Genomic DNA, 24,364 nt, shown 5'->3' with positions numbered 1-24,364 from the left:
TCCCTTACACGACCCGCGCGCCAGAGGCGTCGAAATAGAGTGGATTTTGCGGGCTGATTTTTATCGTTTCATGGGCTGCGTAATCCTGATGCGGATCCGTGAGCGTGGTGATCGCATGGCCCTCGACCTCGAGATGGAGCCGGGTCTGATCCCCCAGATGCTCGGACCGCAGGACGGTCGCGGCAATCCCGTCGCCCTGCCGGATATTCTCGGGGCGCAACCCGATGCTCGGGCCCTTATGGCTGCCGGGAAAGAGCGACGAGGGCAGGATGTTGATCCGCGGCAGGCCAAGGCGGCTGGCGACATAGATGCTGCTGGGGTTCTCGTAGATCTCTTTCGGCGTGCCGTATTGCACGAGGCGCCCTTCCTCCAGCACGCCGATATGGGTGGCCATGGTCATGGCCTCGATCTGGTCATGGGTGACATAGAGAAGCGTCGAGCCGAGATCCGCATGGATGCGCTTGAGCTCCACCCGGAGATCCGCGCGCAGCTTGGCATCGAGCGAGCTGAGCGGCTCGTCCATCAGGTAGATCGCCGGATCGCGCACCAGCGCCCGCCCGATCGAAACGCGCTGCATCTCGCCGCCCGAGAGCTCCGTCGCCTTGTTGTCGAGCTTATGCGGAATCTGCAGCACTTCGGCGATCTTCTGGACCTTCTGGGCGATCACATCCTCAGGCGTCTTGAGGATGGGCGAGCGCAGGGGGAAGGCCAGATTGTCCCGCACCGACATATGCGGATAGAGCGAGTATTGCTGAAACACCATCGCCACGTCGCGCTGCGCCGGGGTCTCATCGCCGACATCGCGCCCGCCGATATGGATGCTGCCCGCATCGAGCTTTTCCAGCCCCGAGATCAGGCGCAGGGTCGTCGTCTTGCCCGCCCCCGTGGGCCCGAGGAGCACGACGAACGCCCCATCCTCGATGGTCATGGAGATATCCGAGACGGCCTGGGTCTTGCCAAAGGCCTTGGACACGTTCTTGAGCGAAACCTCAGCCATGGAGCACGCCCTCATTCAGTTCCGATTTCAGAGCCCGGCCCGATTGCCGGTCAAAAAGCGTGACCGTGCCGGGATTGAAGGCGAGGCCCACGGTCTCGCCGGTCTTGGCGACCTGCTTGGCATCGACCCGGGCCTTCACCTCGCCCGCTGCCGTGTTCAGCGTGACGATCTGGGTGGTGCCGAGATACTCGCTCGCCAGCACTTCGGCCCGGAAGGGCGCATCATCGGCGAGCCGGATATGCTCGGGGCGCACGCCAAAGGCCATATCCCCCTCGAAAGGCTCGCGGGTCCGGGGCACCGCGAAACTGTTGGCGTGCATCGCGACTTCCGCATCGCCGGTCCCGACCTTGCCGTGGAACTTCAGGAAGTTCATCGAGGGCGAGCCGATGAAATCGGCGACAAACATGGTGGCGGGCTTGTCATAGATCTCTTGCGGGGTGCCGAACTGCTCGACCACGGCATTGTTCATTACAACGATCTTGTCGCCCATCTGCATCGCCTCGAGCTGGTCATGGGTCACGTAGACCGTGGTCGCCCCCATCCGGTCATGGAGCGCCCGGAGCTCCTCGGCCATATGCTCGCGGAACTCGGCATCGAGCGCGCCGAGCGGCTCATCCATCATGAACGCCTTGGGTTCCCGCACGATGGCGCGACCCAGCGCGACCCGCTGGCGATCCCCGCCCGAGAGGCCACCGACGGGCTTCTTGAGGATGTCGGTGATGCCGAGAATGCCCGCCACCTCGTCGATCTTGGTCCGGATCTGCGCCCGGGGCATGCCCTGGCTTTTCAGGGGATAGGCGAGGTTGTTGTAGACATTCATATGTGGGTAGAGCGCGAACATCTGGAAGACGAAGGCGATGTCACGCTGCGAAGGGGCGCGTTGCGCGATCTCTTCGCCGTCGAGAAAGATCTCGCCCGAGGTCGGCAGCTCCAGCCCTGCGATCATCCGCAGGGTCGTGGTCTTGCCGCAGCCCGAGGGGCCGAGCAGCATGAAGAACTCTCCATCCTCGATGGTGAACGAGCTCTCGCGGACGGCGGTGAAATCCCCGAACTGCTTCTTGAGGTTCTTGATGACGATCTGCGCCATGCTTACTCCGGGAAGTGGCTGACGATGATGAACATCACCGTGCCGATCAAAGTTGTGATGAAGGAATAGGTGAAGGCCCAGATCGCAAAGGGCTGCATCAGCATGAACACCCCGAGCGCGATGATGATGGTGGCCAGCATCTCCCACGGGCCGCGCCGCAGCCGGAGAAGGCCGTTGAAGAACTTGCTCATTTGCGGACGGCTCCGAATGTGATCCCGCGCAGCAGGTGCTTGCGCAACAGGATGGTGAAGATCATGACCGGCAGGAGGAAGATCGTGGCCCCCGCCGCCACAGCCGGCCAGTCGAGACCGCCAATGCCGATGATCGTCGGGATGAAGGGCGGTGCGGTCTGCGCCGTCGCCGAAGTCAGAAGCACCGCAAAGGCATACTCGTTCCAGGCAAAGATCAGGCAGAAGATCGCGGTGGAGGCGATGCCCGTCGCCGCCTGGGGCAGCACCACCTTGTAGAAGGCCTGAAACCGTGTGTAGCCGTCGATCAGGGCCGCTTCTTCATACTCGCGCGGGATCTCGTCGATGAAGCCCTTCAGCAGCCAGACCGCGAGCGAGATGTTCACCGCCGTGTAGAGCAGGATCATCCCGAGATGCGTGTCCGACAGCCCAAGGTTGCGGTACATCAGGAAGATCGGGATCGCGACCGCGATGGGTGGCATCATCCGCGTACTGAGGATGAAGAACAGCAGGTCATCGGCCAGCGGGATCTTGAACCGGCTGAAGGCATAAGCGGCCAGCGTGCCAAGGAAGATGCTCAGGAAGGTGGAGCCGAACCCGATGATCACCGAGTTCATGAAGCGCTCGCCGAACTTCGACGGGCCGACGATGACCATGTCGTATTTGCGCACGATCTCATCCGCCCAGTTCTCGGGCGGGTTCGCCTCGAGGAATTCCTGGGTCTGGCGGGTCCGGGTGGTGAAGAGGTTCACATAGCCTTCCAGCGTGGGCTGGAACCCGGCCTCGCTCTCGCTGCCGATGATGTATTTCGGCGGATAGCTGATCGCGTCCGCAGGGCTCTTGAACCCGGTAAAGCCGATCCAGACCAGCGGGATCATCGTGATCAGCGCATAGAGGATGACCAGCGTCCCTGCGAACCACTTGGTCCGGTTGGAGGGTTCGGTGATGGAATACCCGCTCATCTCTCTTTTACCTTGTTCAGGGCTTTGACGTAGATGCTGGCGAGGCCGAAGACGGTCACGAAGAGGATGATCGCATAGGCCGATGCATAGCCCGTGCGCCATTTCTCAAAGGCTTCGCGTTTGAGGTTGATCGAGGTGAGCTCGGTGACCGAGCCGGGCCCGCCCCCCGTGAGCTGCACCACCAGATCGAACATCTTGAAGTTCTCGATCCCGCGAAACAGCACCGCCAGCATCAGGAAGGGCAGGACCATGGGGATCGTGATGGTGAAGAACTGCCGCAGCTTGGAGGCGCGGTCGATCTCGGCCGCCTCGTAGATATAGTCGGGGATCGAGCGGAGCCCCGCGAGACAGATCAGCATGACAAAGGGCGTCCACATCCACGTGTCCACGATCACGATCGACCAGGGCGCGAGATTGACGCTGCCCAGCATTTCGAAGCTCGACGGATCCTTGCCGGTGAAGAAGCTGACGATGTAATTGAAGAGGCCAATTTGCGGCTGATAGAGGAACTTCCAGAAGTTGCCGACCACCGCCGGGGAGAGCATCATCGGCAGCACGATGATCGTCGTCCACAGGTCGTTGCCCTTGAACTTCTTGTTGATCAGCCAGGCCAGCGTGAACCCGATCAGGACCTGAAAGAAGATCGTCCAGAACAGGAAATGCGCCGTGGCCTGCATGTTCAGCCAGATGTCGCTATCGGTCAGGATCCGCTCGTAATTGCGCAACCCGATGAACTCGGGCTCGCGGTTGATGCGGTTGGCCTTGTAGTTGGTAAAGCTCAGCCGGATCGTCCAGATCAGCGGGAAGATGTTGATCGCCAGCAAGAGGAAAATCGTCGGGGCCACGAAGATCCAGGCGATGGCCCGGTCCGACAAACCCTTGATTTTGCGCGCAACTGGAGTGGGCGTTGCCGCCGCAACGCGATCTATTGTCCGGTCAGACATGTGATTGGCCTGTGTCCTGGAAAGATACGCCGGGACCGGGGGTCCCGGCGCGAGGGGGTGCTGGTGCGCGACGGGATCGCGCACCCGGCGGGGAGTTAGAGCTTGCCTTCGTCCTCGAAGACCTCGGTCCAGTCCTCGATCAGCTTGTCGAGCGCCTCTTTCGCGCTGCCCTGATCGGCGACCACGTAGTCATGGACGCGCTTCTGCATCGCCAGCAACAGCTCGGCATAGGCCGGCTCCTGCCAGAAGTCCTGCACAGCGCCCATCGCCTCGAGGAAGTCCCCGGCAAAGGGCTGGCTGTCGACAAAGCCCGGATCGTTCAGCACGGAATTGTGGGCCGAGTAGCCGCCCAGCTCCCACCACTTGGCTTGCACGCCGGGATCGGCGAACCACTTGATATACTCAAGCGCGGCATCCTGTTTGTCAGAATAGGCGACCACCGAGATCCCCTGCCCGCCCAGCGTCGAGCCTGCCTGGTTCTGCGGCGGGTTCACGAAGAAGTCGATCTTGTCGCCGCCCGTGGACGGATCCGCATAAAGACCCGGGAAGAACGCGAACCAGTTCATGGCCATGGCGACCTGACCGGATTTGAACGCATCGAGGCTCTCACCCATATAGGAGTTCGTATAGCCCGGCGGGGTCGCGGTCGCATAGAACTCCTTGTAGAATTCCAGCGCTTCGACGGCCTCCGGCGAGTTCACCGCGCCTTCCATGTCGTAAGATCCCGGGGTGTTTTCATACTTGAACCCCCACGGATAGAGCGCCGAGGTCACCCCCATGGTGATCCCTTCCGAGCCGCGCTCGGTGAAGATCGCCGCGCCATAGACGGTCTTGCCGTCGATCTCGCGCCCCTGGAAGAACTGCGCAATCTGCAGCATCTCGCGCTGGGATTGCGGCTCCCGCAGGTCCTCGCCCGTGGCTTCCTTATAGGCGGCCTGGATGTCCTCGCGCTCGAACCAGTCCTTGCGATAGAACCAGCCATTCGCATCCCCCATCGCGGGCAGCGCGTAATAGTTCGGCGTGCCCTTGGGCCATGTGGAATAGGCATAGACCGTGGCCGGTGCGAAGTCGTCCATCGAGATGCCCTCGGCATCGAAGAAGTCGTTCAGCTTGACGTAATGGCCGTTCTCGGCACCCCCGCCGATCCACTGGCTGTCCCCGATCAACAGATCGCAGAGCTTGCCGCCGGAGTTCAGCTCGTTGAGCATCCGGTCCGCAAAGTTCGGCCATGGGATGAACTCGAAGTTCATGCTGTGGCCCGACTGGGCCTCGAATTCTTTGGACAGTTCGACCAAGGCATTGGCCGGATCCCACGCGGCCCAGCACAGGGTCAGATCCTCGGCTTGCGCCGTGTTCGCGACCCCTGTGGCCGCAAGTGCAATGGCACTGGCCGTTGCCAGTTTTGAATATGACATTCATTCCTCCCGTTTTTTTGCCACCAAGCCCAAGGACGAATCGCGGCATGCTGTCACGCTATCTGAGGTACGCACCTCAGGTCTACATATTTTTGAGGTGCGTACCTCTAAAATATGATAATTACATATTTTTCAGTAACTTACGAGAATTCGGCTTTCTGAAAAACGCCAGGCCGCAGCGATTCGCCAGCAGTACCGGGTGCGATTCTCTTGGTCACGGCACAGCGTTTTCCGCCCCCGGCCGCCGGTGTTTCAGCCCATTGAGCGGATGCCCCGCACACACCGCCCGACATAAAAAAGCCGCCCGCGCCGAAGGAAGCGGCGCAGGCGGCGAGGCCCGGGGTCAGGCAGAAAGAACGCGGTGTCAGGCGGCGGTATAGAGCTTGGCAGACCGCCCGCCCCCGACAATTCCCTGATCGTAGAGATGGGCGATCTCGGTGTCGTCGAGGCCGGTGACGCAGCTCAGCACCTCCTCGGTGTTCTCTCCCAGCAAGGGGGCCGGCTGCGGTGCGGAGCGCGCGTATTCCGAGAAGGCCGCCACATGGCCCGGGACCGGGAATTGCCCGAGCCCCGCCTGCGCAAGCTCGGTGAAGACCGGGTTGTCGGGGCTCAGATCCGGGTCCTCGGTCACAGCCTCTTTCACCGTGCGGAATTGCGACCAGGTCAGCTTGGCCGCCTCGAAGATCTCGCCGATCACATCCGCCGGGCGCGCCGCAAACCACGGGCGCAGGATCTCTGTGATCTCCGCGCGCAACTCCCAACGGGTGCCCTCGTGCGACAGATCGCGGCGCGTGCGACGCGCCAACGCGTCCATCTCGTGCTCGGTGCCCGTGACCTTGACCAGCCCGGACCATTGCCGCCCGGTCAGACCGATCACCATGATGCGCTTGCCATCCGCGCAGAGGAAGTCCTGCCCATAGGCGCCGTAGAGCGCATTGCCCGATTTGCCCCGCTGGGTCTCGTTCAGCACCGCGTCGCCGATCATGCCGAGATGGCCAAGCGTGGCGGCGGCCACATCCTTGAGGGTCAACGCCACCTCCTGCCCCGCCCCATGCCGGAGCCGGTGGCGCTCGGCCGCCAGCACCGATGAGACGCACATATGCCCCGCCATCAGATCCCATGCCGGCAAGGCATTGGCGACCGGCGCATCATGGCCCTCGGGGCCGGTGATGTCGGGAATGCCGAGCGCGGGGTTCACCGTGTAATCCACCTGCGGACGGCCATGGCGATCGCCGAGCAGGGTGACCATGATCAGGTCTTCGCGCTGCTGGCGCAGGGTCTCGTAATCCATCCAGCCGCGCACCCGCAGATTGGTGAGCAGAATGCCCGCATCCTCGCCCGGAGCGGCGATGGTCCGGGTGACCAGCTCGCGCCCCTCGGGGCGGCTGAGATCCACCGCGATGGAGCGTTTGCCCTTGTTCAGCCCGGCCCAAAAGAGGCTCTGCCCCGAAGGCGCCAAGGGCCAGCGCCCGGCATCAAGGCCGCCTTCGAGCCGGTCAAAGCGGATCACATCCGCGCCCATCTGCGCCAGCGTCATCCCCGCGAGCGGGACAGCCACAAAGGCCGAGCTTTCCACGACGCGCATCCCGTTCAGAATTCCGGTCATCTCATTCCTCCCATTCGGCTGTGGCGGTCATGCCCCTGTGGCCACCATCGGCGGTGGTGCACATCTCGAGGCAGCCTGCGCCGCTTTGTTGCGCGCAGAGGCGCATGTCACTGTCGTGGAACATCGGGTGCACCCCGCGGAACCGGAACCGATCCGGGCGCCGCCCCCGCCAGGCGCAGGCCTCGGCCATCAGCAGGTTCGCCTGCAGGGGCCCGTGGACCACGAGGCCGGGGTAATGCTCGATCTCTTGCGCATAGGGCAGGTCGTAATGGATCCGGTGCGCATTGAAGGTGATCGCCGAGTACCGAAAGAGCAGCGCGGTCGAGACAGGCTGGTAAGTGTCGATCACAAGCTCCCCTGTCAGGCCGGGCTTTTTCGGGGGCGGCGTAAACTGCGGCGCGATGGGCAAATAGACGATGGTCTGGCTCTCGTGGATCGCGAGCCCGCCTGCGCCGCGCAGCTCATGGGCCAGTTCGACAAAGACCATGCCCCCGGTGGAGCCGTGCTTTTCATCCACGCGGGTGATGGTCGAGGTCTTCTCGATCTCTTCGCCGACGCGCAGATCGCCGTGAAAGCTGAGCGCTCCGCTGGCCCACATGCGCCGCTCATAGGGCACCGGGGGCAGGAAGCCCCCGAGCTTGGGATGCCCGTCTTCGGCGAGATCCGCCATGCCCACCGCGGGCGGAAAGGCGTACCAGTGCCAGAGCGGCGGCAACACCTCCCTCGGCCCCGGGCAGGTCAGATCCGCGCGCGCAAGCGTAGCATGGATGGTCGTGACCACGCCGTGGGGCACACAGCCCGTCACGGTTTCCGAGCGGCCCACCCAATCCGTCAGATCCACGGTCGGATCGGCCCCTGCGCCAAGGTGTGTCTGGGATCCGTCCATGGCGCTGTCACGCTGCCGAGCGGTCGGGCGACAGGATCCGCGCCACGGTGGCACCCATGGCCGAGGGGTTCGGCGCAACCTCGATCCCGCAGGAACTGAGCAGCGCGACCTTTTCCTGCGCGCTCTCTCCGAAGGCCGAGATGATCGCCCCCGCATGGCCCATCTGCCGCCCTTTGGGCGCGGCCAGACCGGCGATATAGGCGGCCACCGGCTTGGTCATGTGATCGCGCACATAGGCGGCGGCCTCGGCCTCTTGCGGGCCGCCAATCTCGCCGATCATGATCACCGCGTCGGTGTCCGGATCCGCCTCGAAGAGCTCGAGGATATCGCGGAAGGACGAGCCATTGATCGGATCGCCACCGATCCCGATGGAGGAGGAAATCCCGATCCCCATGCCCTGCATCTGCGAGGCGGCCTCGTAGCCCAGCGTGCCGGAGCGACCGACAATGCCCACGCGCCCGGGGGTGTAGATATGCGGCGGCATGATCCCCATGAAGCCCTTGCCCGGGCTGATGATGCCCGCGCAGTTCGGCCCGATAAGGCGCATCTTGCGCTCACGCGGGAAGCGGCGGAGGAAGCGTTTGACCCGCATCATGTCCTGCGCCGGGATCCCGTCGGTCACACAGACGGCGGTGCGGATGCCCGCCTCGGCGGCCTCCATCATCGCGTCCGCGGCGGCGGGGGGCGGCACGAAAAGCAGGCTCGCCTCGGCCCCGGTCGCCTCCACCGCCTCGCGGACGGTGTTGAACACGGGCCGGTTCAGCACGCTGGTGCCGCCTTTGCCCGGGGTGACCCCGGCAACGACCTTGGTGCCGTATTCGATCATCTCCTGCGCGTGGAACTGGCCGATCCGTCCGGATAGGCCCTGCACCACGACGCGGGTGGTCTCATCAATCACGATAGCCATGGGGGCCTCCTATTCAGCAGCGATGGGATGGGGGCGGGCCGAGACCGCGGCGTCGGCGGCTTCGGCAAGGGTGTCGGCACTGATGATCGGCAGACCGCTCTCGCGGATCAGCTTCTGGCCGGCCTCCACATTCGTGCCCGACAGACGCACCACGACCGGGACCGTGATGCCCACATCCTTGTAAGCCTGGATCACCCCGTTCGCGATCCAGTCGCAACGGTTGATACCGGCGAAGATGTTCACAAGGATCACGCTGACATTCGGATCCGAGAGGACCGTGCGGAACGCCTGACAGACCCGCTCGGGGCTCGCACCACCGCCGATATCAAGAAAGTTCGCAGGCTCCCCCCCGGCAAGCTGGATCATGTCCATGGAGGCCATGGCGAGCCCGGCCCCGTTGATGATGCAGCCGATATCCCCGTCGAGGCCCACATAGGCGAGCCCGTGATCGGCGGCGAAGCTTTCGCGCGGATCCTCTTGGCCCGGGTCGCGCAGGCTCGCGACCTGCCCGCGCCGGAACAGAGCGTTGGTGTCAAAGGACATCTTGGCGTCGAGCGCGACCAGCGACGCATCCTTGCACACGACCAGCGGATTGATCTCGACCATCATCGCATCGAGGTCGCGATACGCCCGGTAGCAGGCCTTGAGGACGGTGATCATCTCGGCGATCTGCGCCCCTGCGAGGCCCAGCTTGAAGGCCAGCTCGCGGGCCTGATACTCCGCCAGACCGACCGCCGGGTCCAGAACCATGCGGATCAGGCTGTCGGGATCCTCATCGGCGAGATCCTCGATCTCCATGCCACCATGGCCCGAAGCCACGATCATGATCCGCTCGGATTTGCGATCGAGGACGAAGCCGAGATAAAGCTCGCGATCGATCTGCGAGGCCTCCTCGACCCAGATCCGGTCGATGCGCTTGCCATTCGCGTCGGTCTGCTTGGTCACAAGGTTCGTGCCCAGCAGCTCGCCCGCAAAGCGGCGCACCTCCTCCTCGCTGTCGCAGAGCTTGACGCCCCCGGCCTCGCCGCGCCCACCGGAATGGACCTGCGCCTTGACCACGCAGCGACCACCGCCCAGCTCGCGACAGCGAAACGCCGCCTGTTCGGGGGTGAACGCGATGCCGCCGCGCGGGACGGGCACACCGAGATCCGACAGGATCTCCTTGGCCTGATACTCATGAATATCCATGGTTTCTCCTCCCTGCTGCGGCTTATTCGGCGGCCACGGCCTTGGCCGCGATGGCATTGGCCGTGTCGATCAGGTTGCGGGCCATCTTCTCGCTGGCCGCGTCGATCATCTTGCCATCGAGGCTCGCGGCGCCTTTGCCCTCGGCCTCGGCGGTGCGCAGCTCGGTGATGATCCGTTCGGCCTTGGCGACCTCGGCCTCCGGCGGGCTGAAGACATCATTGGCCATGTCGATCTGGCTCGGATGGATGGCCCATTTGCCCTCACATCCAAGGGCTGCCGCGCGCTGCGCCCCGGCGATGTAGCCATCCGGGTCACTGAAATCGCCGAAGGGACCGTCAATCGCGCGCAAACCGTAAGCCCGGCAGGCGATGACCATGCGGGAGATCGAGGCGTGCCACTGATCGCCGGGGTAGTTCGGGTTGAGCCCGCCGATATTCACCGTGCGCGCCCGCATGCTGGCGGCGTAATCCGCCACGCCGAAATGCAGCGCCTCAAGCCGGCAGCCGAACTGCGCGATGGCCTCGACATTTGCCATGCCCAGCGCGGTTTCGATCAGAGCTTCGATCCCGACCCGGGTCTGCAGCCCGCCTGCCTGCTCGGCCTGATTGACCATGGCATCCACCATGTAGAGATCCGCAGGCACACCGACCTTGGGCACGAGCAACGTGTGCACGCGGTCGCCCGCCTGTTCCATGATGTCGACCACGTCGCGGTACATATACTGCGTGTCGAGCCCGTTGATCCGCACCGAGACCGTCTTGCCCTTGGCCGCCCAATCGACGTCGTTCAGGGCCTGGATCGCGTTCTTGCGGGCCTGCAGCTTCTCGGGCGGCGCAACCGCATCCTCCAGATCGAGAAAGACGAAATCTGCGGCACTGTCGGCGGCCTTGTCGATCATCGCCGGGTTCGAAGCGGGCACGGCCAGCTCGGAACGTTGCAGTCGCTGGTGACGCAAAAGGTGCAAGGTATGTGACATGGGAAATCCTCGGGGTCGGAAAAAGGGAATGGACGAAGGGGGGGGGCGGTTACTCCGCCGCCACCCGCAGGGCCGGGCGCGCTTCACCCTGGGTGGCGAACCACGCCTGGGCGGCGCTGACACCATGGCCCAGCTGGATCGAAGCGCCCGCACGGTAGAGCGACATCTCGGCAATCGAGAGCGCGGTCAGGCACATCCCCTCGTTCAGATCGCCCAGATGGCCAATCCGAAAGACCTTGCCCGCAAGCGGCCCAAGGCCACTGCCGAAGGAGGCGTTGAACTCCTCATAGGCGATGCGCAGGACGTCGCGCGCATCCACATCCGCAGGCACCCGGATCGCCGAGACCGTGTCGGAGTAGAGGCTGTGATGCTCGGCCACGAGGCACAGCCCCCAGGCCGCGATGCCCCGGCGCACGCCCTCGGCCAGACGGTGATGGCGGGCGATGACCTGATCGAGGCCCTCCTCGTTGATCAGGTTCAGGGATTGCCGCAACCCGTGAAAGAGCTGCGTCGGCGGCGTGTAGGGAAAGTACCCGCCAGCATTCATGTTCAGCATATCCGTGAACTCGAAATAGGCCCGGCGCATGGTCGCGCTCTTGGAGGCCTCCAGCGCCTTTTCGCTGACACCCAGAATGCCGAGCCCGGCGGGCAGCATCAGACCCTTCTGGCTGCCGGTGACCACGAGGTCGACCTCCCAGCGGTCCATCTCGAAGGCGAGCGAGCCCACCGAAGAAACCCCGTCCACAAAGAGCAGTGCGTCATGGAAGTTTTCGTCCAGCGCACGGCGCACAGCCGCCACATCCGAGGCCACGCCGGTCGCCGTCTCGTTATGGGTGACGAAGACCGCCTTGATCTCGTCCTTGCGGTCCTGACCCAGCAGGCGCGAGAACTCCTTGACCGGCGTGCCTGCGCCCCAGGGCACATCGACAACCTCGACATCCAGCCCGAGCCGCTGGGCCATCTCGACCCAGAGCGTCGAGAACTGCCCGAGCCGCGCCATGAGCACCTTGTCGCCGGGGTTGAGCGTGTTGGTGATCGCCGCTTCCCATGCGCCGGTACCGGAGCCCGGAAAGAACATGACCTTGCCGGTCTCGGTGCCGAGGATCGGTTTCATATCCTCGAACAGGCTCAGGGTCAGGTCGCCGAAATCCGACGCGCGCATGTCCTGCATCGGGACATTCATCGCCCGCCGCACGGGTTCGGGCACATTGGTGGGGCCGGGAATGAAGAGGTGAGTATGGCCAGTTCGCATGGTGAATCCTCCGTTGTGCAGAGGGTCGTAACGCGGCCTATTGCGATGCTGCAAAGGCAACCGGGTCCTGCTGTGAATGCGAAACTTCACAAACTCATAATTTGTGAAACTGTGAACTTCATGTTAACAGAACTGATGAAGACCTTTATCGGACCCCGTCTGCGCCGCCTGAGAAACGAGGCCGGGCAGACCCAGGCAGAGATGGCCAAGCTGCTCGGGATCAGCAATTCCTACGTGAATATGCTGGAAAAGAACGAGCGCAGCGTCTCGGTGCAGGTGTTGCTCAGGCTCTTCGAGGCCTATGGCGTGGACTGGCGCGACATCGCCGAAGAGGCGGATACCGCGACGCTCGGCGACCTGCGCACCATGTTTCAGGACCCGCTGTTCGAGGCCAACCGCCCGGACCTGCCCCAGCTGCGGGCGCTGCTGGCCCATTGTCCGGATGTGGCGCAGAGCTTCCTGCAGCTGCATCGCTCGTACCTTGCCAATACCGACCAGCTGCTCAACCTGGCCAATGCGAGCGAATCCGATCTCGGCCTGTTGCGCGCCTCGCCCGAAGCGGTGGTCCATGACTTCTTTCGCAACAACAAAAACCATTTCCCCGAGCTGGAGGAAGCCGCCGAGGCCTTCTGGGACGGCAAGACCGTGCGCAGCGATGACGTCTACAGCGCGCTCAAGGCGCGGCTACGTGACAAGCTCGATGTGAAGACCGAGCTGGTGCCGGTCGCCGAGATGCCCGACACCCTGCGCGAGTATGACGAGGTCCGGCAGGAGCTGCGCCTGTCCGAAGGGCTCGACCATCCCAACCGCACCTTTCAGCTCGTTCACATGACCGCGTTGATCGAGCATAGCGACCTGATCGACACGATCCTCGAACGTGTGAACCTGAGTGATCCGGCAGGCCTGAACCGCTGCAGGGTGGAGCTGGCGAACTACTTCGCCGCCGCCGTGCTCATGCCCTATGACCTCTTTCTCGCCGAGGCCCTGCGCAGCAAGTATGACTTTGCGCATCTGTCCCTGCGTTTCGGCGTCAGTTTCGAGCAGGCCTGCCACCGGGCCACCACTCTGCAGCGCGAGACCGCCAAGGGCGTGCCCTTCTTCTTTCTGCGGGTGGACAAGGCCGGGAATGTCACGAAGCGGTTCAATTCCACCGGCTTCCATCTGGCCGAATATGGCGGGGCCTGTCCGCGGCTGGACGTGCACACCTCCTTCCGGACCCCCGGCGCCATCGTTCCGCAATTTGTCGAGATGCCCGACGGCCGGCGTTTCTTCGTCTTCGCGCGCACGGTCAACCGCCCGCGCTTTACCCGGCATACACAGGACAAGCGGCTCTCGATCGCCATGGGCTGCGGGACCGAACATCTGGAGGTGATCGGCTATGCGGATGAATTCCAGCAGAGCAATCCGAAGATCACAGAGGTCGGGATCAACTGCCGGATCTGCCCCCGCGCCAATTGTGACCAGCGCGCCCATAACGCGATGATCCTGAACGAGCCCGTGGACATCCGCCGCCGCGGCCCCACGCGCTATGCGACCTGACCGGTCGCTGGGCTGCTAGATCGCGATCATCTGGCGACCGCAAGCACCCCTGCGAGAAGAATTTCAGCAAGGATCGCCAGCCAGATACCCGGGCCAACCCCATCCTGCAGCCACTCCGCAGCGCCCAGAACCGCCATGGCGCAGAGCATGACGGCGCCCGCCTGTTGCACCGCCTTGCGGGTGGGATTGGGTCCATGGGCTTGCGTCAGAAACAGGACAAGCGCGAGACCGAGGAAGAGGATCCCGGCCCGCTTGGCCAGCACCTCTGCCGAGGCGGCGCCGGCCAGATCAAACAGCCAGAGGATGACCTCCGGCACAAGGATCAGCGTCGCGCAAAGCACGGCAAACACACCCCCGGCGATCCGGGCGGCAAGACGGTAGGACAGCACCATCATGTCAGCCCCCACCCCGCCGCCGCGAGCGCCAGCGCAAGGTGAAAGAACACCACCCAGGACAGGTGCCGCCCCCGGCTCGCGATCAGGGCAGTGGCCCCACAAACCCCGAATTGCGCGGCCAGGGTCAGCAGGAAGAGCTGCGGGAACCCGGCCGCGCTCATCTCAAGCCGCAGCAGCAGCGCCGCGAGCACCAGCCAGATCAGCGACAGGAAATGCCAGCCGAATTTCAGGGTCAGCACGGCATTGCGCCGGCTCCCCAGGATCACCGGCACATCCGGCAACCGACAGATCGGGTCGATCAAGTCGCGGCCTCCGAGCCAGGAATGCATGGCGGACACAAGAACGAGACAGATCGCGGCAAAACTGAGCATGAGCGCCCCCTAGGTCAGGGCCAGCAGCGCAACGCAGATCGCCCCGAGACCAAGGATGAGTGGGTTGAAAACCCGGCGATTGAGGGTCCGAAACGGTTCCAGCGGGGCCGCGCGCTCCATGGACGGGCTGTAGCCATAACCGCCGCGCAGCACGAAGACACCGGCTTCGGCCATCAACGCCCAGCGCAGCAGAGGATCCGGAACGCCGGTTTCGAGCAGGCCGCCAACGGCCAAAGGGATCAGTCCCGCCATCAGGATCGCTCCGGCAGCCATCAGTGTCAGCGCGACCTTGCGCGGGCGGGGCAGGTCAAACGGCGTTCCGATCACGCTGCGGGCGAGATGCGCTTCGGAGCGAAAGGGCCAACTCACACCCGTCGCCCAGAGCAGGTGCAACGCTCCGATCGGCAGCAGGATCAACGCGGCGAGCACGGCCAGATAGCTAGGCATCGGCGCCCCCATTGGTCAGGGTGTCGAGCAGGCGCAAGCGCGGCTTGTGCCGGGCCCTGTACATCACCCGCGCCCAGAGCAGAAAGAGCGGCGTGGCCAGACCGGCCCCGATCTCGATCTGCTCCTCGATCCGGCTGCCGGTCCCTGTCGGCACCACCTGCAAACGATGACGCCAGACCGTGACCCCTGCGCCGGTCTCGTCCGATTGAAACCACATCGCCGCGTCATCCAGCGCCTCAACGGTCATGCGGTAGGGCTGGTAGGGCAAACGCCCGAACAGCGAGACCTCGACCTCCAGCACCTGCCCCGCATGGATCCGGCCCGAGGGGAGGTCGCGGAAGGCCAGCATCCTCTCGGTCACGCGGCGCAGGTGATCGAGATCGGTTGCGACCTGCCAGACCCGATCCGCCGGAAAGGGATACTCATGGGTCAAGCGCAGGATCCGGGTCATCGGGATCAGATCTCCATCCGTGTGAGGGTTTGTATGCGCAGCGCGGCGCGCCCGGACCAGAACATCCCCGCCGCCTCGGGCGCGCCCCAGTCCTGCCAGATCACAAAACTGCCATCGGCCGTGCGCAACGCGCTTGCACTGATGCAATCGGGGCAGCGCCGCAGCGCGGACAAAACCGCCACCACATCCGCCTCGGAGCCGAGACAGGTCCGGCGGTGCGACACACCCGGCGATGCTGGCTGCGCCGCGGCGGGCCAACCGGCGCAGCTCATGGTGGCGCAACTCGCGGCGGCGATGCCCTTGAGAATGTCCCGGCGGTCCGGGTCTTGCGGCGCCGTCATCACATTACCAGCCGGTCATAATACGTGACTTCGGGCGCCCCCTCCATGAAGCTCAGCAGCTCGGCCATCACGCCGCGCTCCTCGATGAAGGCGAGATAGGCCGCGTGGTGATCACGGCTCAGCCACTCCTCATGGATGAGAAAGGCGCGGGTCTCCGCGTCGTGGTAGAGCGTCACGCTCAGCGCACCGTCAAAGCGGCGTACATTGGCCAGATTGGCCCGCAGAAAGGTCGAGAGCGCGTCGAACGCCCCGGGCTTCACGGTCATCTCAAGGGTCACCCAGATGGTCATCTTATCCTCCTGTCCTGGATGCGCGGAGGGTGCATCGACGCGAGGCGAGGGCCATAGAACGCGGGCCCCAAAAATCGGGTTTCCGCGTCGGAAAGCGGGCTCACCGGCTGAGGTCTTGCCGAAGCTGCTTGGGCGTCGTGCGGAAACTGGCCTTGAACTGCCTGATGAAATGCGAGCTGTCGGCGAACCCCGCCGCATGGGCGATCTCGGCAATCGGCTTGTCCGAGTGCGTGACCAGCGCATGGGCATGGTCCATCCTCGCCTGCCGCAGCCATGTGCCCGGCGGCATCCCGAAGGCGCGCTTGAAATCCCGCTGAAACGCCGAGAGCGAGCGCCCCGAGAGCTTGGCGTAATCCGCGATGGTCATATCATCGAGCGCATGGGCCCGCATGATCTGTCGGATGTTGCGGCGGCTGGTGTCCTGGCTCTGATGCCGGAGAAAACCGTGGAGATGATGCCCCCGGTCCTGCAGGTGCAACAACATCAGAAGCTCCAGAAGCTTTGCCTGCACCAGCGCAGCCGGGGCGGTGATTGCGCCATAAACCTGCGGCAGGGCCCTGACGAAGGCATCGAGGCAGGCCGACCCGGCAAAGAGCGCCGCGCGCCCCTCTGACGCCGACGGAGCGGGCGCCGGGCGCGCCACGCGCAGGAACTCGGCAATCACCGGTGCATCGAAGAAAAAGAGCCAGGCCTCCAGCGGGCCGTCCGCGTTACGAAAATCGGACAGCATGTGCTGGTGGCGGGGCAGGAACAGCATGTCTCCGGGTCCGACAATCGTCTCGCCCCCGTCCGCATCGGTGAAGGTCTCGCGCCCCCGCGCCACATAGGCGAGACAGGGCGCATTGGTGAAAAACGCCACATCCTCCATGTCATTGCGAATACGCTTGTGAAAGATCCCGGAGCGGCCATGGGTCATGATCGCACGGGCATCGGCGAAGCCGTGCAGATCCTCGGGGATCAACAGCGTGTTGTCGCGCACATGGCATTCGAGCGTTTCGACGGGTCGGTCTTTCAGGCGCATCACTCTCCGGGGGCGGCGGGTCTTGCCCGGTTGACTACGCTGTTCTCCGGAAACATAGAATTCGTTATGGTGACGCAGGATATGAGGTTTGGATGCGTCCGAGCTCGGGATCAAAGACCAAGCGGTTTGGCAAAGACGACTGGCTGGCCTTTGGCCTGTCGCGGCTGGCCAGCGATGGTCCCGAGGCGCTGAAACTGAACGCGCTGGTGGGCGCGGCGGGCAAGACCATCGGGTCCTTCTACCACCATTTCGAGGACCAGTCGGAGTTCTTCGAGGCCCTCGTGTTTCATTGGCGCGACACCAACACACGCCCGATCATCGCAGCTTTGGAGGCGGTTCCCGATCCGGCGCAGAAGGCGGACCGACTGGCGGATCTGGCCACAAGGCTCGATGCCGCCGTGGAAATGGGCGTGCGCAGTTTCGCCAGTCAGAACCCCGTGGCCGCCGCAGCCCTTGCGGAGGTAGACGCCTTGCGGATCGACTATGTGAGCGGGATGTACCAACAGCGCTTTGCCCTGCCCGCGTCAGAGGCGGACACCATCGCCCGGCTCGAATACGCCGCCTTTGTGGGCACGCAGATGCTATTTCGCGACCAATATGCCGAGATGGCCCCGACCCTTGCGGCGGCCTTTCAAAAGCTTCTTCAGGTCGGTGTCCCCGCCCTCCGATCCTAGCCGTCCAAAGGCCACAGGTCGCGCGCGCAGCGGCCCTGCCCCCATGGCCGGCGGGCTGTCCGGGCGCGGCCCGTCACGCCAACTGCAGGCACTTTAACAGGTCCGGGGGAACCTGCTCCCCCTTGCGGATGATCACCAGAACCTTGCCATCGGTTTCGTAATCCGCCGTCACCCCGTCCGGCACTGCCGCCGCCAAGGGCGCATGCCCCAGCACCTGATAGGCAGTGCTGTGCGCCACCTGCCGGGCCAGAAGGTGCCGCGACATGTCAACCTTGGGGTCGATATCATGCAAAAGCACCGGCAGATGGCTGTAATACTTGATCGCGATCTCCTCGTCTTTGCTGATCGCACCGAGATGGATCCCAGCCCCCATATCCCACCAGCGGATATACTCGCGCGCGCGAAGCGATCCGGGCATCTGATGCGCGCTATCCGCGGGAACACCCGCGAGGTAGAGCTCGGAAATCGGCGGAGTGCTCTGAAGCAGAAGAGTCAGGTAGCGGAGAAACCCGATCTCGTCATGGGTGAAGGTCACGTTGCGATGCCAGCCGAGATGCGCCATCAACCCGGCCCCGCCCCACCGGTCATAGAGGATGACATTGACCGGTTGCGGCAGGTGCAGATCCGTCTCCCCAGGATAAACGGTGAAGGGCCCCTCCGCCGCCTCGCAAGCGGATTGGTAGCTGTCACGCGGCAGGAGCGGGCCCACATGGCTGTTCAGCACGAAAAAGTAGAGAAGGTTGGAGCCGAGAAAGACCAAGGCCGCCAGCCCCGTGACCTGCAGGCATTTCGCCGCAAAGGACCGCTCGCTCCGTCGCCAGATATAGAGCCCGGAGAGCAGGGTGCAGAGGCCAAGCAGGATGACCGCGAAGTGATCCACCATGACTGGCACCACATGGTTCAGAACCTGCGCGCCGAGCGCCCCGTAGACCAGAAACTGCCCGACACCCAGGACCACCCCGAGGCCAGAGGCCGGCAGAAACACCCGCCACGGCATGCTCAGACTGCCCGCCAGAAACGGGGTGACCCAGGCCACCGGGCCGAGAAACCGCGCCGCCACGACAAAGACCGCACCACGCGTGGCCAGCTCGGTCCTGGCCCTGCGCCAGGCGCGCCGCCGCTTGTGATGTCGCAGGAACGGAAGCGTCAGGCGCGGACCGTTGCGCGCGCCGATCGCGTAGCTCATCACATCCCCCGCCCAGGCAAAGACCAGCACCACAATCGCGGGCCAGAGGGATCCGCCCGCCGCGACCAATAGCATGACAAAGGGCGCCGTGACCGAGGATGTCCCGCGGATGGGCTGGCCTGCCGCGGCGGGCGAGATACTCCGTTGAGGCGACGACAGCCATGGCCAGTTCCGGCCCGACCGCGACCGCATGGGTGTCCGGCCCGAGCAACGGGCTCGACCGGATCGCCGCATCGATCCCCGAGGTCAGCAAGTCGACCTTTCGGTCATCAAAAATCAACTCCACATCCACCGCCGGATAAGCCTCGGCAAAGCGGGCCACGAGCGCGTCGAGAAAGAAGGGCCCCGCGCTATAGGGGGCCGAGAGGCGCAGGACCCCGGTCACCTCATGCTTCTGGTCATCGAGATCGCGCAGGGCTGCCTCAAGCTCGACAATCGCGGGCAGGCTCTTGGCGTAGAATGCCTCCCCGATCGGGGTGAGCCGCACGGAGCCAGAGGAGCGCTCGAACAGCCGCACGCCCAGCCGGTCCTCGAACCGCTGCACCGCCTCGCTGACCGAGGCTGTGGCCTGGCGCAATTGCGCCGCAGCCGCGCGAAATCCCCCCTACCGGGAGACTTCGCAAAGGACACGCAGGGCGCCACGCGCTGCGCCTTTGCCGCCAATCTGGAGAGATCCCATGACATCCCCTATCGCCCAACGTCCCGGCGAGATCGCCCAATGCGTCAGCGCCAGTCTCGCGCGGAAATCTGGACGGCATCACCGGGCTCTTCCATCCCGACTGCACGATCTTCTTTCCGCCGGACGCGCCTCCGAGGATCGGTCATGCCGGTGTGCGTGCGGTCTTTGCCGGGTTCCTCGGTCAGACACCGACCATCCAGAGCAGACTTGTGTCCGAGGTCATCGTCGGAGACATTGCCTTGTTGCAGGCCGACTGGCAGGTGATCGCGCCCGATGGCAGCGTGCTGGCCAAGGGACGCTCGACCGAGGTTGCCACACGGCTGGCACATGGCGGCTGGGGCTACCTGATCGATTGCCCGAACGGCCATCCACCCTGTTCCTGAGCCCTTTGGCCCGCGCTGCCCCCCGCACGCGCCCCATGGCTCGCCCGGATCCGGTGTTAACAAGGGCTTTGCGCTATGCCATAAAAATCAAGGACGGGGAGTGAGGGATACACGGAGCCAGTGACGTCAGGGTGGCCAGCGCAGGCCACAGGGTGTCGCGGGCGCGTGCTGGATGGATGCAGGACACAGCCACACTGAGTTTCGAGCCGGATGATGCGGCGACCATCGAGGACCCCTATCCGGTCTATGAACGGCTGCGCGCCCGGGACCCGGTCCACTGGAACCCCAAGGGGTTCTGGTTCATCAGCCGCTATGAGGACGTGCTCGCCTGCCTCAAGGATCCCCGGTTCAGCAACCAGCCCGCCCCCTTTGCCCTGGTCCATGCGCGCAACAGGGCCAAATTCGTGGCCGCCGATGTGGCCAACAACCTGATCGCCTTCAAGGATGGGCCGGAGCACAGCGCGCTGCGCGGCTGGCTCGCGCGGAGTTTCGTGCGGCACACGCAGCGCCATCAGGATCGGTTCGGGGCGCTTGCGACGACCTGCGCCGCGCGTCTGCGGACCCAGCAGAGAGCCGACATGGTCGCGGATTACGCCCTGCCCTTCGCCAGCCGTGCGATCTGTGCCGTGCTGGGGGTTCCAGACAGGGACGCACCGCAGATCGCCGCCTGGAGCAATGATTTCTTCCGACTGTTCCACGCCATTCCCGACGCCGATGAGTTCAGCAGGCTCAACCAGAGCCTCGACGCCTTCCGGCAACATGTGATGGATTTGATGGCGCAGCGACGCGCGGCACCTGAGGATGACCTGATCTCCGAGCTGGTCGCGCATATGGACGGGGCGGTCTCTGAGCACGAGGTGGCCGACAACCTCATGCTTCTGGCAGCCGATGGCATCGGCAATGTGCAATCGGGACTGACCAACTGCCTAAGCATCCTGCTCGCGCAGGCGCGTCTGCCAGAGCCGCTTATTGGCACGACACGGGACATCGCAAGGCTCGTGGATGAGTGCCTGCGCCTGGAAAGCCCAGGCCAGTATCAGGGCCGCATCACCCGCGAAGCGGTCGAGATCGGCGGCAAGACCCTGCGCGCGCGCTCGATCGTTTTGCTGGGGCTCGCCTCGGCCAATCGGGACGCAACCGTGTTCGCGGACCCGGAGGCCTTTCGCCCCGCCGACCAGCGCCCCCAGCATCTGGCCTTCGGCGCCGGGGCGCATATGTGCCTCGGCAGCGCCATGGTGCGCGCCGAGATCGTGCAGGCCTTGCGCGCCCTGTTCCCTGCGGACGGGCCACGGATCAGTTCCGCGCCTGACCGCGTCTGGATGGCGCGGCCCGGGCATCGCTGGTTGGACCGACTGGATGTGGAGATTTCGGCATGAAGGATACCGAGGACACGGCCATCCGGACCATCGCAGAGCTGATCGCCTTTCAGGCAAGGCAACGGCCTGACGCCCCGGCCCTGCTGGATCCCCGTGGCGGGTCCCTGAGCTACCGCGAGCTGCAGCAGGAGGTGACCGCGCTGGCGAAGGCCATCGCCACGGCTGCTGGCCCGGTATCGACCGATGCGCCCTCCCGCTATGGGCTGGTGTTTCCCAACGGGCTGGACATGGCCGTCCTGCTTCTGGCGATCACGACGGGGGCCGTGGCCGCACCCTTCAACCCGACCATGACCGTCCCGGAATTCATCCGGGAGTTCTCGGCCACCGGGATCGACGCGGTGGTGCTGCCACGGGGTGCGCAGGACGCGGCGGCGGAGGCGGCGCGACAGCTCTCTCTGCCGATTGTCTGGGTGGACGCGCAGCGCGAGGTGACATCGGAAAGTCCAGAGCCCCCCGCGCAGCGTCTCGCGTCACCGGATCAGGTCGCGCTCTTGCTGATGACGTCCGGATCCACCGGTCGGCCCAAGATCGTGCCGCTGACACAGCGCAATGTCTGCTGCTCGGCCTTCGACGTGGCCCGGTCGTTGCATCTCACGCCGGGCGACAGCTGCCTCATGATGTGGGAGCAGTTTCACATCGGCGGGCTCGTCGATCTGCTGCTTGCGCCGCTGGCGGCGGGCAGCCGTGTGATCGCAGCAGGCAGCTTCGATGCCGAGCAGTTCTTTGCCCTGCAACGCCAGCACGCCGCGACATGGTTCCAGGGGGTTCCGACAACGCTCGCCGAGCTTGAACTGCAGGCCGTCCGACAGGCGCAGCCTGCGCCGTTTGCCGGGCTGAGGTTCCTTCGCTGCGTCGCTGCCGCCTTGTCGCCTGCCATGCAGGCCAAGCTGGAGGATCGGTTTCAGGTCCCGGTCGTGCGGACGCTCGGCATGACCGAGGCCGGCCCCCTCATCACCTCGACCCAGTTGCCGCCCGCGCCGGACAAACCCGGCTCGGTGGGCCAGAGCGCGGGCCCAGAGGTCGCGATCCTGTCACCAGAGGGCGCGGTCCTGGCACCGGGCGCGCGCGGGCAGATCGCGGTGCGCGGCGAGAACGTGTTCGGCGGCTACGAGGCCAATGACGAGGCCAACCGGCTGGCCTTTGTCGGGGACTGGTTCCTGACCGGTGATCTGGGATATTTCGACGAGGACGGCTTCCTCTTCCTGACCGGACGCGCCAAGGAGATGATCAATCGCGGCGGCGAGAAGATCAGCCCGACCGAGGTGGACGAAGCCCTGAGCGCCTATCCCGGGATCCGCGAGGCGGCCTCCTTCGCCCTGCCCCATGCGAGACTGGGGGAGGACATCCATTGCGCCGTCGCGCTTGAACCAGAAGGGGATATCGCGGAGCTGCGCGCGTTTTTGTCCACACGGCTGGCGCCGCACAAGATCCCGCGCCAGATCATCCCCCTCGACACCCTGCCCAAGACGCCGGTCGGAAAGGTTGACCGCCAGCGCCTCGCCGCTTTGGCCGCAAAGGACGAGATGGCGGAACCCGTGGCGCAAAGCGCCCCGCAAACCCCGCTCGAACTGCTGCTGGTCGAGATCTGGAAACGGGAGCTGTCTCTGGTCTCTGTCGGCCTCGACGATGATTTCGCGAGCCTCGATGGCGATTCCCTGTCTGCGGTGCGCGTCATGGTGGAACTGGAATCCGTGCTCGATGCGCAGATGCCCGATGATGTGGTGGAGAATTTCACCACGATCCGCGACATCGCCCAGCGGCTGGAGGATCACGGGCTCGTCCCCAAGGATGAGCCGCGCGACACCGAGGCGGATCAGGTCACGCGCGCCGTTTTGTCAGAGCAGTTCATCTTCTCGGGCGATTTCGATGAGGCGCGGCAGCTCATTTCCGAGACGAAGGGGCGCTCGGACCTCAAGCTCAAGCTTGACTTCGTCTTCACCCATCTGGCCCCCGGGGACGTCCTGCCCCATGCCGAGGCATTGGAACAGCTCAACCTCGACGAGACGCACAGCACCCTCGGCTTCATCGAACGCTTGAGGATGAAGGCCGAGTTCAAGGAGCGGCTCACGAATACCAAAGGCTATCTCGACCTCAACGCGCAGATCAACCGCTGGCAGCGCGAGGTGCTCGTGCCGTCTGCCCTCTATTTCAGCGACCCGACGGTCCCGCCCGAGGGCAAGACCCTGATCGTCGGGTTTGCTGGCAACCGGATGCGCCTGTCCATGCCGACCTATCGGTTCCTCGCCGGGATGGACGTGGCGCGCACGGATCTGCTCATGTTCATGGACTATTCGCAACGCGTGTTCCTGCATGGCGTGCCCGGCATCGGAGAGGACGTGCCCGGCTTGGCCGCGTATATACAGCGCTTCGTGCGCGAACGCGGGTATCGGCGCGTGACGGGTGTCGGCGTCAGTGGCGGCTCTCTCGCGGTGCTCTATGCCGGCCATTGCGCCGCCTTCGATGCCATCGTATCCGTGGACCCCTCCAGTCTGATCAAGCACCCGGAATGGCGTCCGCTCTTTGCCGAGATGGGCGCCGCGCATGACCCGGATCGTCAGAGCGTCAAGCTGATCCATGGCCGCCGCCGCCGCCACAAGGACTGCGCCGACATGATCGGGGAGCTGATCCCCCATGCCACCCGGATCCGGTATCCGCATGCGGGCAAGAACATCCTTCCGGAGGCGCAGGACCGCGGCGAGTTCGAAACCCTCTGGGAGAAATGGAGCCACTAGCCCCCTCCCCGGCGCCCCTTCGGCCATGAGGCCGCGCGCGACGGGCAGAACGAGACATCTCCGGCAAGCCG

24 protein-coding genes and 2 pseudogenes are annotated in these 24,364 nt (G+C 64.6%); 5 read left to right on the top strand and 21 right to left on the bottom strand.

The annotated features are described in order from the left end of the window. Positions 1–4 precede the first annotated feature (4 nt). The 12 genes from ACP15I_RS10170 to ACP15I_RS10115 form a co-directional block, all read right to left on the bottom strand. Positions 5–997: an ABC transporter ATP-binding protein gene (locus tag ACP15I_RS10170; RefSeq protein WP_424974976.1), complete on the bottom strand. Its 993-nt coding sequence runs from the start codon at positions 995–997 to the stop codon at positions 5–7. Next, positions 990–2,084 (bottom strand): ABC transporter ATP-binding protein, encoded by a 1,095-nt coding sequence (locus ACP15I_RS10165; protein WP_424974975.1) that lies wholly within the window; start codon positions 2,082–2,084, stop codon positions 990–992. The genes ACP15I_RS10170 and ACP15I_RS10165 overlap by 8 nt, the downstream gene beginning before the upstream one ends. 2 nt (positions 2,085–2,086) lie before the next feature. Further along, on the bottom strand, positions 2,087–2,275 hold the full coding sequence (locus tag ACP15I_RS10160; protein WP_424966497.1) for a hypothetical protein: 189 nt from the start codon (positions 2,273–2,275) through the stop codon (positions 2,087–2,089). After that, positions 2,272–3,234: a carbohydrate ABC transporter permease gene (locus ACP15I_RS10155; protein WP_424966496.1), complete on the bottom strand. Its 963-nt coding sequence runs from the start codon at positions 3,232–3,234 to the stop codon at positions 2,272–2,274. The genes ACP15I_RS10160 and ACP15I_RS10155 overlap by 4 nt, the downstream gene beginning before the upstream one ends. Beyond that, entirely contained in the window at positions 3,231–4,178 is a 948-nt protein-coding gene (locus tag ACP15I_RS10150; RefSeq protein ID WP_424966495.1) for a carbohydrate ABC transporter permease, read from the bottom strand. The genes ACP15I_RS10155 and ACP15I_RS10150 overlap by 4 nt, the downstream gene beginning before the upstream one ends. A gap of 95 nt (positions 4,179–4,273) precedes the next feature. Further along, positions 4,274–5,593, bottom strand: coding sequence for an ABC transporter substrate-binding protein (locus ACP15I_RS10145; protein WP_424974974.1), 1,320 nt, complete (start codon positions 5,591–5,593; stop codon positions 4,274–4,276). Positions 5,594–5,957: 364 nt separating this feature from the next. Further along, on the bottom strand, positions 5,958–7,199 hold the full coding sequence (locus tag ACP15I_RS10140; protein WP_424974973.1) for a CoA transferase: 1,242 nt from the start codon (positions 7,197–7,199) through the stop codon (positions 5,958–5,960). A 1-nt stretch (position 7,200) separates the two neighbouring features. Then, positions 7,201–8,085: an FAS1-like dehydratase domain-containing protein gene (locus ACP15I_RS10135; protein ID WP_424974971.1), complete on the bottom strand. Its 885-nt coding sequence runs from the start codon at positions 8,083–8,085 to the stop codon at positions 7,201–7,203. A gap of 7 nt (positions 8,086–8,092) precedes the next feature. Further along, positions 8,093–8,992, bottom strand: a complete 900-nt coding sequence (sucD, locus tag ACP15I_RS10130) for a succinate--CoA ligase subunit alpha (RefSeq protein ID WP_424966491.1) — start codon at positions 8,990–8,992, stop codon at positions 8,093–8,095. Positions 8,993–9,001: 9 nt separating this feature from the next. After that, complete coding sequence (locus tag ACP15I_RS10125; RefSeq protein ID WP_424974970.1) at positions 9,002–10,180, bottom strand: malate--CoA ligase subunit beta; 1,179 nt, start codon at positions 10,178–10,180, stop codon at positions 9,002–9,004. Positions 10,181–10,202: 22 nt separating this feature from the next. Then, positions 10,203–11,156: an HpcH/HpaI aldolase/citrate lyase family protein gene (locus tag ACP15I_RS10120; RefSeq protein WP_424974969.1), complete on the bottom strand. Its 954-nt coding sequence runs from the start codon at positions 11,154–11,156 to the stop codon at positions 10,203–10,205. 49 nt (positions 11,157–11,205) lie between these two features. Continuing rightward, a complete protein-coding gene (locus ACP15I_RS10115; protein ID WP_424974968.1) occupies positions 11,206–12,408 on the bottom strand; it encodes a pyridoxal-phosphate-dependent aminotransferase family protein in 1,203 nt (400 codons plus the stop codon). 135 nt (positions 12,409–12,543) lie between these two features. On the opposite strand from ACP15I_RS10115, the gene ACP15I_RS10110 reads away from it, so the two are divergent. Next, positions 12,544–13,947 (top strand): helix-turn-helix domain-containing protein, encoded by a 1,404-nt coding sequence (locus ACP15I_RS10110; RefSeq protein ID WP_424974967.1) that lies wholly within the window; start codon positions 12,544–12,546, stop codon positions 13,945–13,947. Between the two features lie 26 nt (positions 13,948–13,973). Here the strand turns inward: ACP15I_RS10110 and ACP15I_RS10105 are convergent, their stop codons facing one another. The 7 genes from ACP15I_RS10105 to ACP15I_RS10075 all read right to left on the bottom strand — a co-directional run bounded on the left by ACP15I_RS10105 (position 13,974) and on the right by ACP15I_RS10075 (position 17,263). Beyond that, positions 13,974–14,342 carry a hypothetical protein gene (locus ACP15I_RS10105; protein WP_424974966.1) on the bottom strand — a complete coding sequence of 123 codons (369 nt, stop codon included), beginning with the start codon at positions 14,340–14,342 and terminating at the stop codon, positions 13,974–13,976. After that, entirely contained in the window at positions 14,339–14,713 is a 375-nt protein-coding gene (locus ACP15I_RS10100) for a hypothetical protein (protein ID WP_424974965.1), read from the bottom strand. Before ACP15I_RS10100 ends, ACP15I_RS10105 begins: the two co-directional genes overlap by 4 nt. 9 nt (positions 14,714–14,722) lie before the next feature. Further along, a complete protein-coding gene (locus ACP15I_RS10095; RefSeq protein WP_424974964.1) occupies positions 14,723–15,160 on the bottom strand; it encodes a DUF3995 domain-containing protein in 438 nt (145 codons plus the stop codon). Continuing rightward, complete coding sequence (locus ACP15I_RS10090; protein WP_424974963.1) at positions 15,153–15,611, bottom strand: SRPBCC family protein; 459 nt, start codon at positions 15,609–15,611, stop codon at positions 15,153–15,155. The genes ACP15I_RS10095 and ACP15I_RS10090 overlap by 8 nt, the downstream gene beginning before the upstream one ends. A gap of 5 nt (positions 15,612–15,616) precedes the next feature. Continuing rightward, the gene (locus ACP15I_RS10085; protein WP_424974962.1) at positions 15,617–15,952 is read right to left on the bottom strand and encodes a hypothetical protein; all 336 of its coding nucleotides are present in this window, start codon (positions 15,950–15,952) and stop codon (positions 15,617–15,619) included. Beyond that, the gene (locus tag ACP15I_RS10080; RefSeq protein ID WP_424974961.1) at positions 15,952–16,242 is read right to left on the bottom strand and encodes a putative quinol monooxygenase; all 291 of its coding nucleotides are present in this window, start codon (positions 16,240–16,242) and stop codon (positions 15,952–15,954) included. Before ACP15I_RS10080 ends, ACP15I_RS10085 begins: the two co-directional genes overlap by 1 nt. Before the next feature lie 100 nt (positions 16,243–16,342). After that, on the bottom strand, positions 16,343–17,263 hold the full coding sequence (locus ACP15I_RS10075) for a helix-turn-helix domain-containing protein (protein WP_424974960.1): 921 nt from the start codon (positions 17,261–17,263) through the stop codon (positions 16,343–16,345). A 92-nt stretch (positions 17,264–17,355) separates the two neighbouring features. Between ACP15I_RS10075 and ACP15I_RS10070 the strand changes: the two genes are divergently transcribed. Beyond that, positions 17,356–17,937 carry a TetR/AcrR family transcriptional regulator gene (locus ACP15I_RS10070; RefSeq protein ID WP_424974959.1) on the top strand — a complete coding sequence of 194 codons (582 nt, stop codon included), beginning with the start codon at positions 17,356–17,358 and terminating at the stop codon, positions 17,935–17,937. A 73-nt stretch (positions 17,938–18,010) separates the two neighbouring features. On the opposite strand, the gene ACP15I_RS10065 is transcribed toward ACP15I_RS10070, so the two are convergent. Together ACP15I_RS10065 and ACP15I_RS10060 are read right to left on the bottom strand one after the other, a co-directional pair. Continuing rightward, positions 18,011–19,198, bottom strand: coding sequence for an LssY C-terminal domain-containing protein (locus ACP15I_RS10065; protein WP_424974958.1), 1,188 nt, complete (start codon positions 19,196–19,198; stop codon positions 18,011–18,013). A 13-nt stretch (positions 19,199–19,211) separates the two neighbouring features. Then, positions 19,212–19,715: pseudogene (locus ACP15I_RS10060) on the bottom strand (LysR family transcriptional regulator); the annotation flags it as partial. 149 nt (positions 19,716–19,864) lie between these two features. Between ACP15I_RS10060 and ACP15I_RS10055 the strand changes: the two are divergent. The 3 genes and pseudogenes from ACP15I_RS10055 to ACP15I_RS10045 form a co-directional block, all read left to right on the top strand. Then, positions 19,865–20,185: pseudogene (locus tag ACP15I_RS10055) on the top strand (YybH family protein); the annotation flags it as partial. Between the two features lie 176 nt (positions 20,186–20,361). Further along, a complete protein-coding gene (locus ACP15I_RS10050) occupies positions 20,362–21,561 on the top strand; it encodes a cytochrome P450 (RefSeq protein ID WP_424974957.1) in 1,200 nt (399 codons plus the stop codon). Next, on the top strand, positions 21,558–24,293 hold the full coding sequence (locus tag ACP15I_RS10045; RefSeq protein ID WP_424974956.1) for a non-ribosomal peptide synthetase: 2,736 nt from the start codon (positions 21,558–21,560) through the stop codon (positions 24,291–24,293). Before ACP15I_RS10050 ends, ACP15I_RS10045 begins: the two co-directional genes overlap by 4 nt. Positions 24,294–24,364: the final 71 nt, after the last annotated feature.

The organism is Dinoroseobacter sp. S124A, from assembly GCF_049801015.1.
In the GTDB taxonomy this organism is placed as follows: Bacteria; Pseudomonadota; Alphaproteobacteria; order Rhodobacterales; family Rhodobacteraceae; genus Dinoroseobacter.
The sequence above is the reverse complement of the archived record's forward strand: the minus strand, read 5'-3'. Positions and strand labels throughout refer to the sequence as shown.

What these genes read in the sequence shown, in the direction of transcription:
- ACP15I_RS10135 (WP_424974971.1), bottom strand. Translation starts at nt 8,085, where the DNA reads ATGGACGGATCCCAGACACACCTTGGCGCAGGGGCCGATCCGACCGTG.
- ACP15I_RS10155 (WP_424966496.1), bottom strand. Translation starts at nt 3,234, where the DNA reads ATGAGCGGGTATTCCATCACCGAACCCTCCAACCGGACCAAGTGGTTC.
- ACP15I_RS10050 (WP_424974957.1), top strand. Translation starts at nt 20,362, where the DNA reads ATGCAGGACACAGCCACACTGAGTTTCGAGCCGGATGATGCGGCGACC.
- ACP15I_RS10105 (WP_424974966.1), bottom strand. Translation starts at nt 14,342, where the DNA reads ATGATGGTGCTGTCCTACCGTCTTGCCGCCCGGATCGCCGGGGGTGTG.
- ACP15I_RS10145 (WP_424974974.1), bottom strand. Translation starts at nt 5,593, where the DNA reads ATGTCATATTCAAAACTGGCAACGGCCAGTGCCATTGCACTTGCGGCC.
- ACP15I_RS10160 (WP_424966497.1), bottom strand. Translation starts at nt 2,275, where the DNA reads ATGAGCAAGTTCTTCAACGGCCTTCTCCGGCTGCGGCGCGGCCCGTGG.
- ACP15I_RS10115 (WP_424974968.1), bottom strand. Translation starts at nt 12,408, where the DNA reads ATGCGAACTGGCCATACTCACCTCTTCATTCCCGGCCCCACCAATGTG.
- ACP15I_RS10150 (WP_424966495.1), bottom strand. Translation starts at nt 4,178, where the DNA reads ATGTCTGACCGGACAATAGATCGCGTTGCGGCGGCAACGCCCACTCCA.
- ACP15I_RS10095 (WP_424974964.1), bottom strand. Translation starts at nt 15,160, where the DNA reads ATGCCTAGCTATCTGGCCGTGCTCGCCGCGTTGATCCTGCTGCCGATC.
- ACP15I_RS10165 (WP_424974975.1), bottom strand. Translation starts at nt 2,084, where the DNA reads ATGGCGCAGATCGTCATCAAGAACCTCAAGAAGCAGTTCGGGGATTTC.
- ACP15I_RS10080 (WP_424974961.1), bottom strand. Translation starts at nt 16,242, where the DNA reads ATGACCATCTGGGTGACCCTTGAGATGACCGTGAAGCCCGGGGCGTTC.
- ACP15I_RS10170 (WP_424974976.1), bottom strand. Translation starts at nt 997, where the DNA reads ATGGCTGAGGTTTCGCTCAAGAACGTGTCCAAGGCCTTTGGCAAGACC.
- ACP15I_RS10075 (WP_424974960.1), bottom strand. Translation starts at nt 17,263, where the DNA reads ATGCGCCTGAAAGACCGACCCGTCGAAACGCTCGAATGCCATGTGCGC.
- ACP15I_RS10125 (WP_424974970.1), bottom strand. Translation starts at nt 10,180, where the DNA reads ATGGATATTCATGAGTATCAGGCCAAGGAGATCCTGTCGGATCTCGGT.
- ACP15I_RS10120 (WP_424974969.1), bottom strand. Translation starts at nt 11,156, where the DNA reads ATGTCACATACCTTGCACCTTTTGCGTCACCAGCGACTGCAACGTTCC.
- ACP15I_RS10085 (WP_424974962.1), bottom strand. Translation starts at nt 15,952, where the DNA reads ATGACGGCGCCGCAAGACCCGGACCGCCGGGACATTCTCAAGGGCATC.
- ACP15I_RS10070 (WP_424974959.1), top strand. Translation starts at nt 17,356, where the DNA reads ATGCGTCCGAGCTCGGGATCAAAGACCAAGCGGTTTGGCAAAGACGAC.
- ACP15I_RS10110 (WP_424974967.1), top strand. Translation starts at nt 12,544, where the DNA reads ATGAAGACCTTTATCGGACCCCGTCTGCGCCGCCTGAGAAACGAGGCC.
- sucD (WP_424966491.1), bottom strand. Translation starts at nt 8,992, where the DNA reads ATGGCTATCGTGATTGATGAGACCACCCGCGTCGTGGTGCAGGGCCTA.
- ACP15I_RS10045 (WP_424974956.1), top strand. Translation starts at nt 21,558, where the DNA reads ATGAAGGATACCGAGGACACGGCCATCCGGACCATCGCAGAGCTGATC.
- ACP15I_RS10100 (WP_424974965.1), bottom strand. Translation starts at nt 14,713, where the DNA reads ATGCTCAGTTTTGCCGCGATCTGTCTCGTTCTTGTGTCCGCCATGCAT.
- ACP15I_RS10090 (WP_424974963.1), bottom strand. Translation starts at nt 15,611, where the DNA reads ATGACCCGGATCCTGCGCTTGACCCATGAGTATCCCTTTCCGGCGGAT.
- ACP15I_RS10140 (WP_424974973.1), bottom strand. Translation starts at nt 7,199, where the DNA reads ATGACCGGAATTCTGAACGGGATGCGCGTCGTGGAAAGCTCGGCCTTT.
- ACP15I_RS10065 (WP_424974958.1), bottom strand. Translation starts at nt 19,198, where the DNA reads ATGCTATTGGTCGCGGCGGGCGGATCCCTCTGGCCCGCGATTGTGGTG.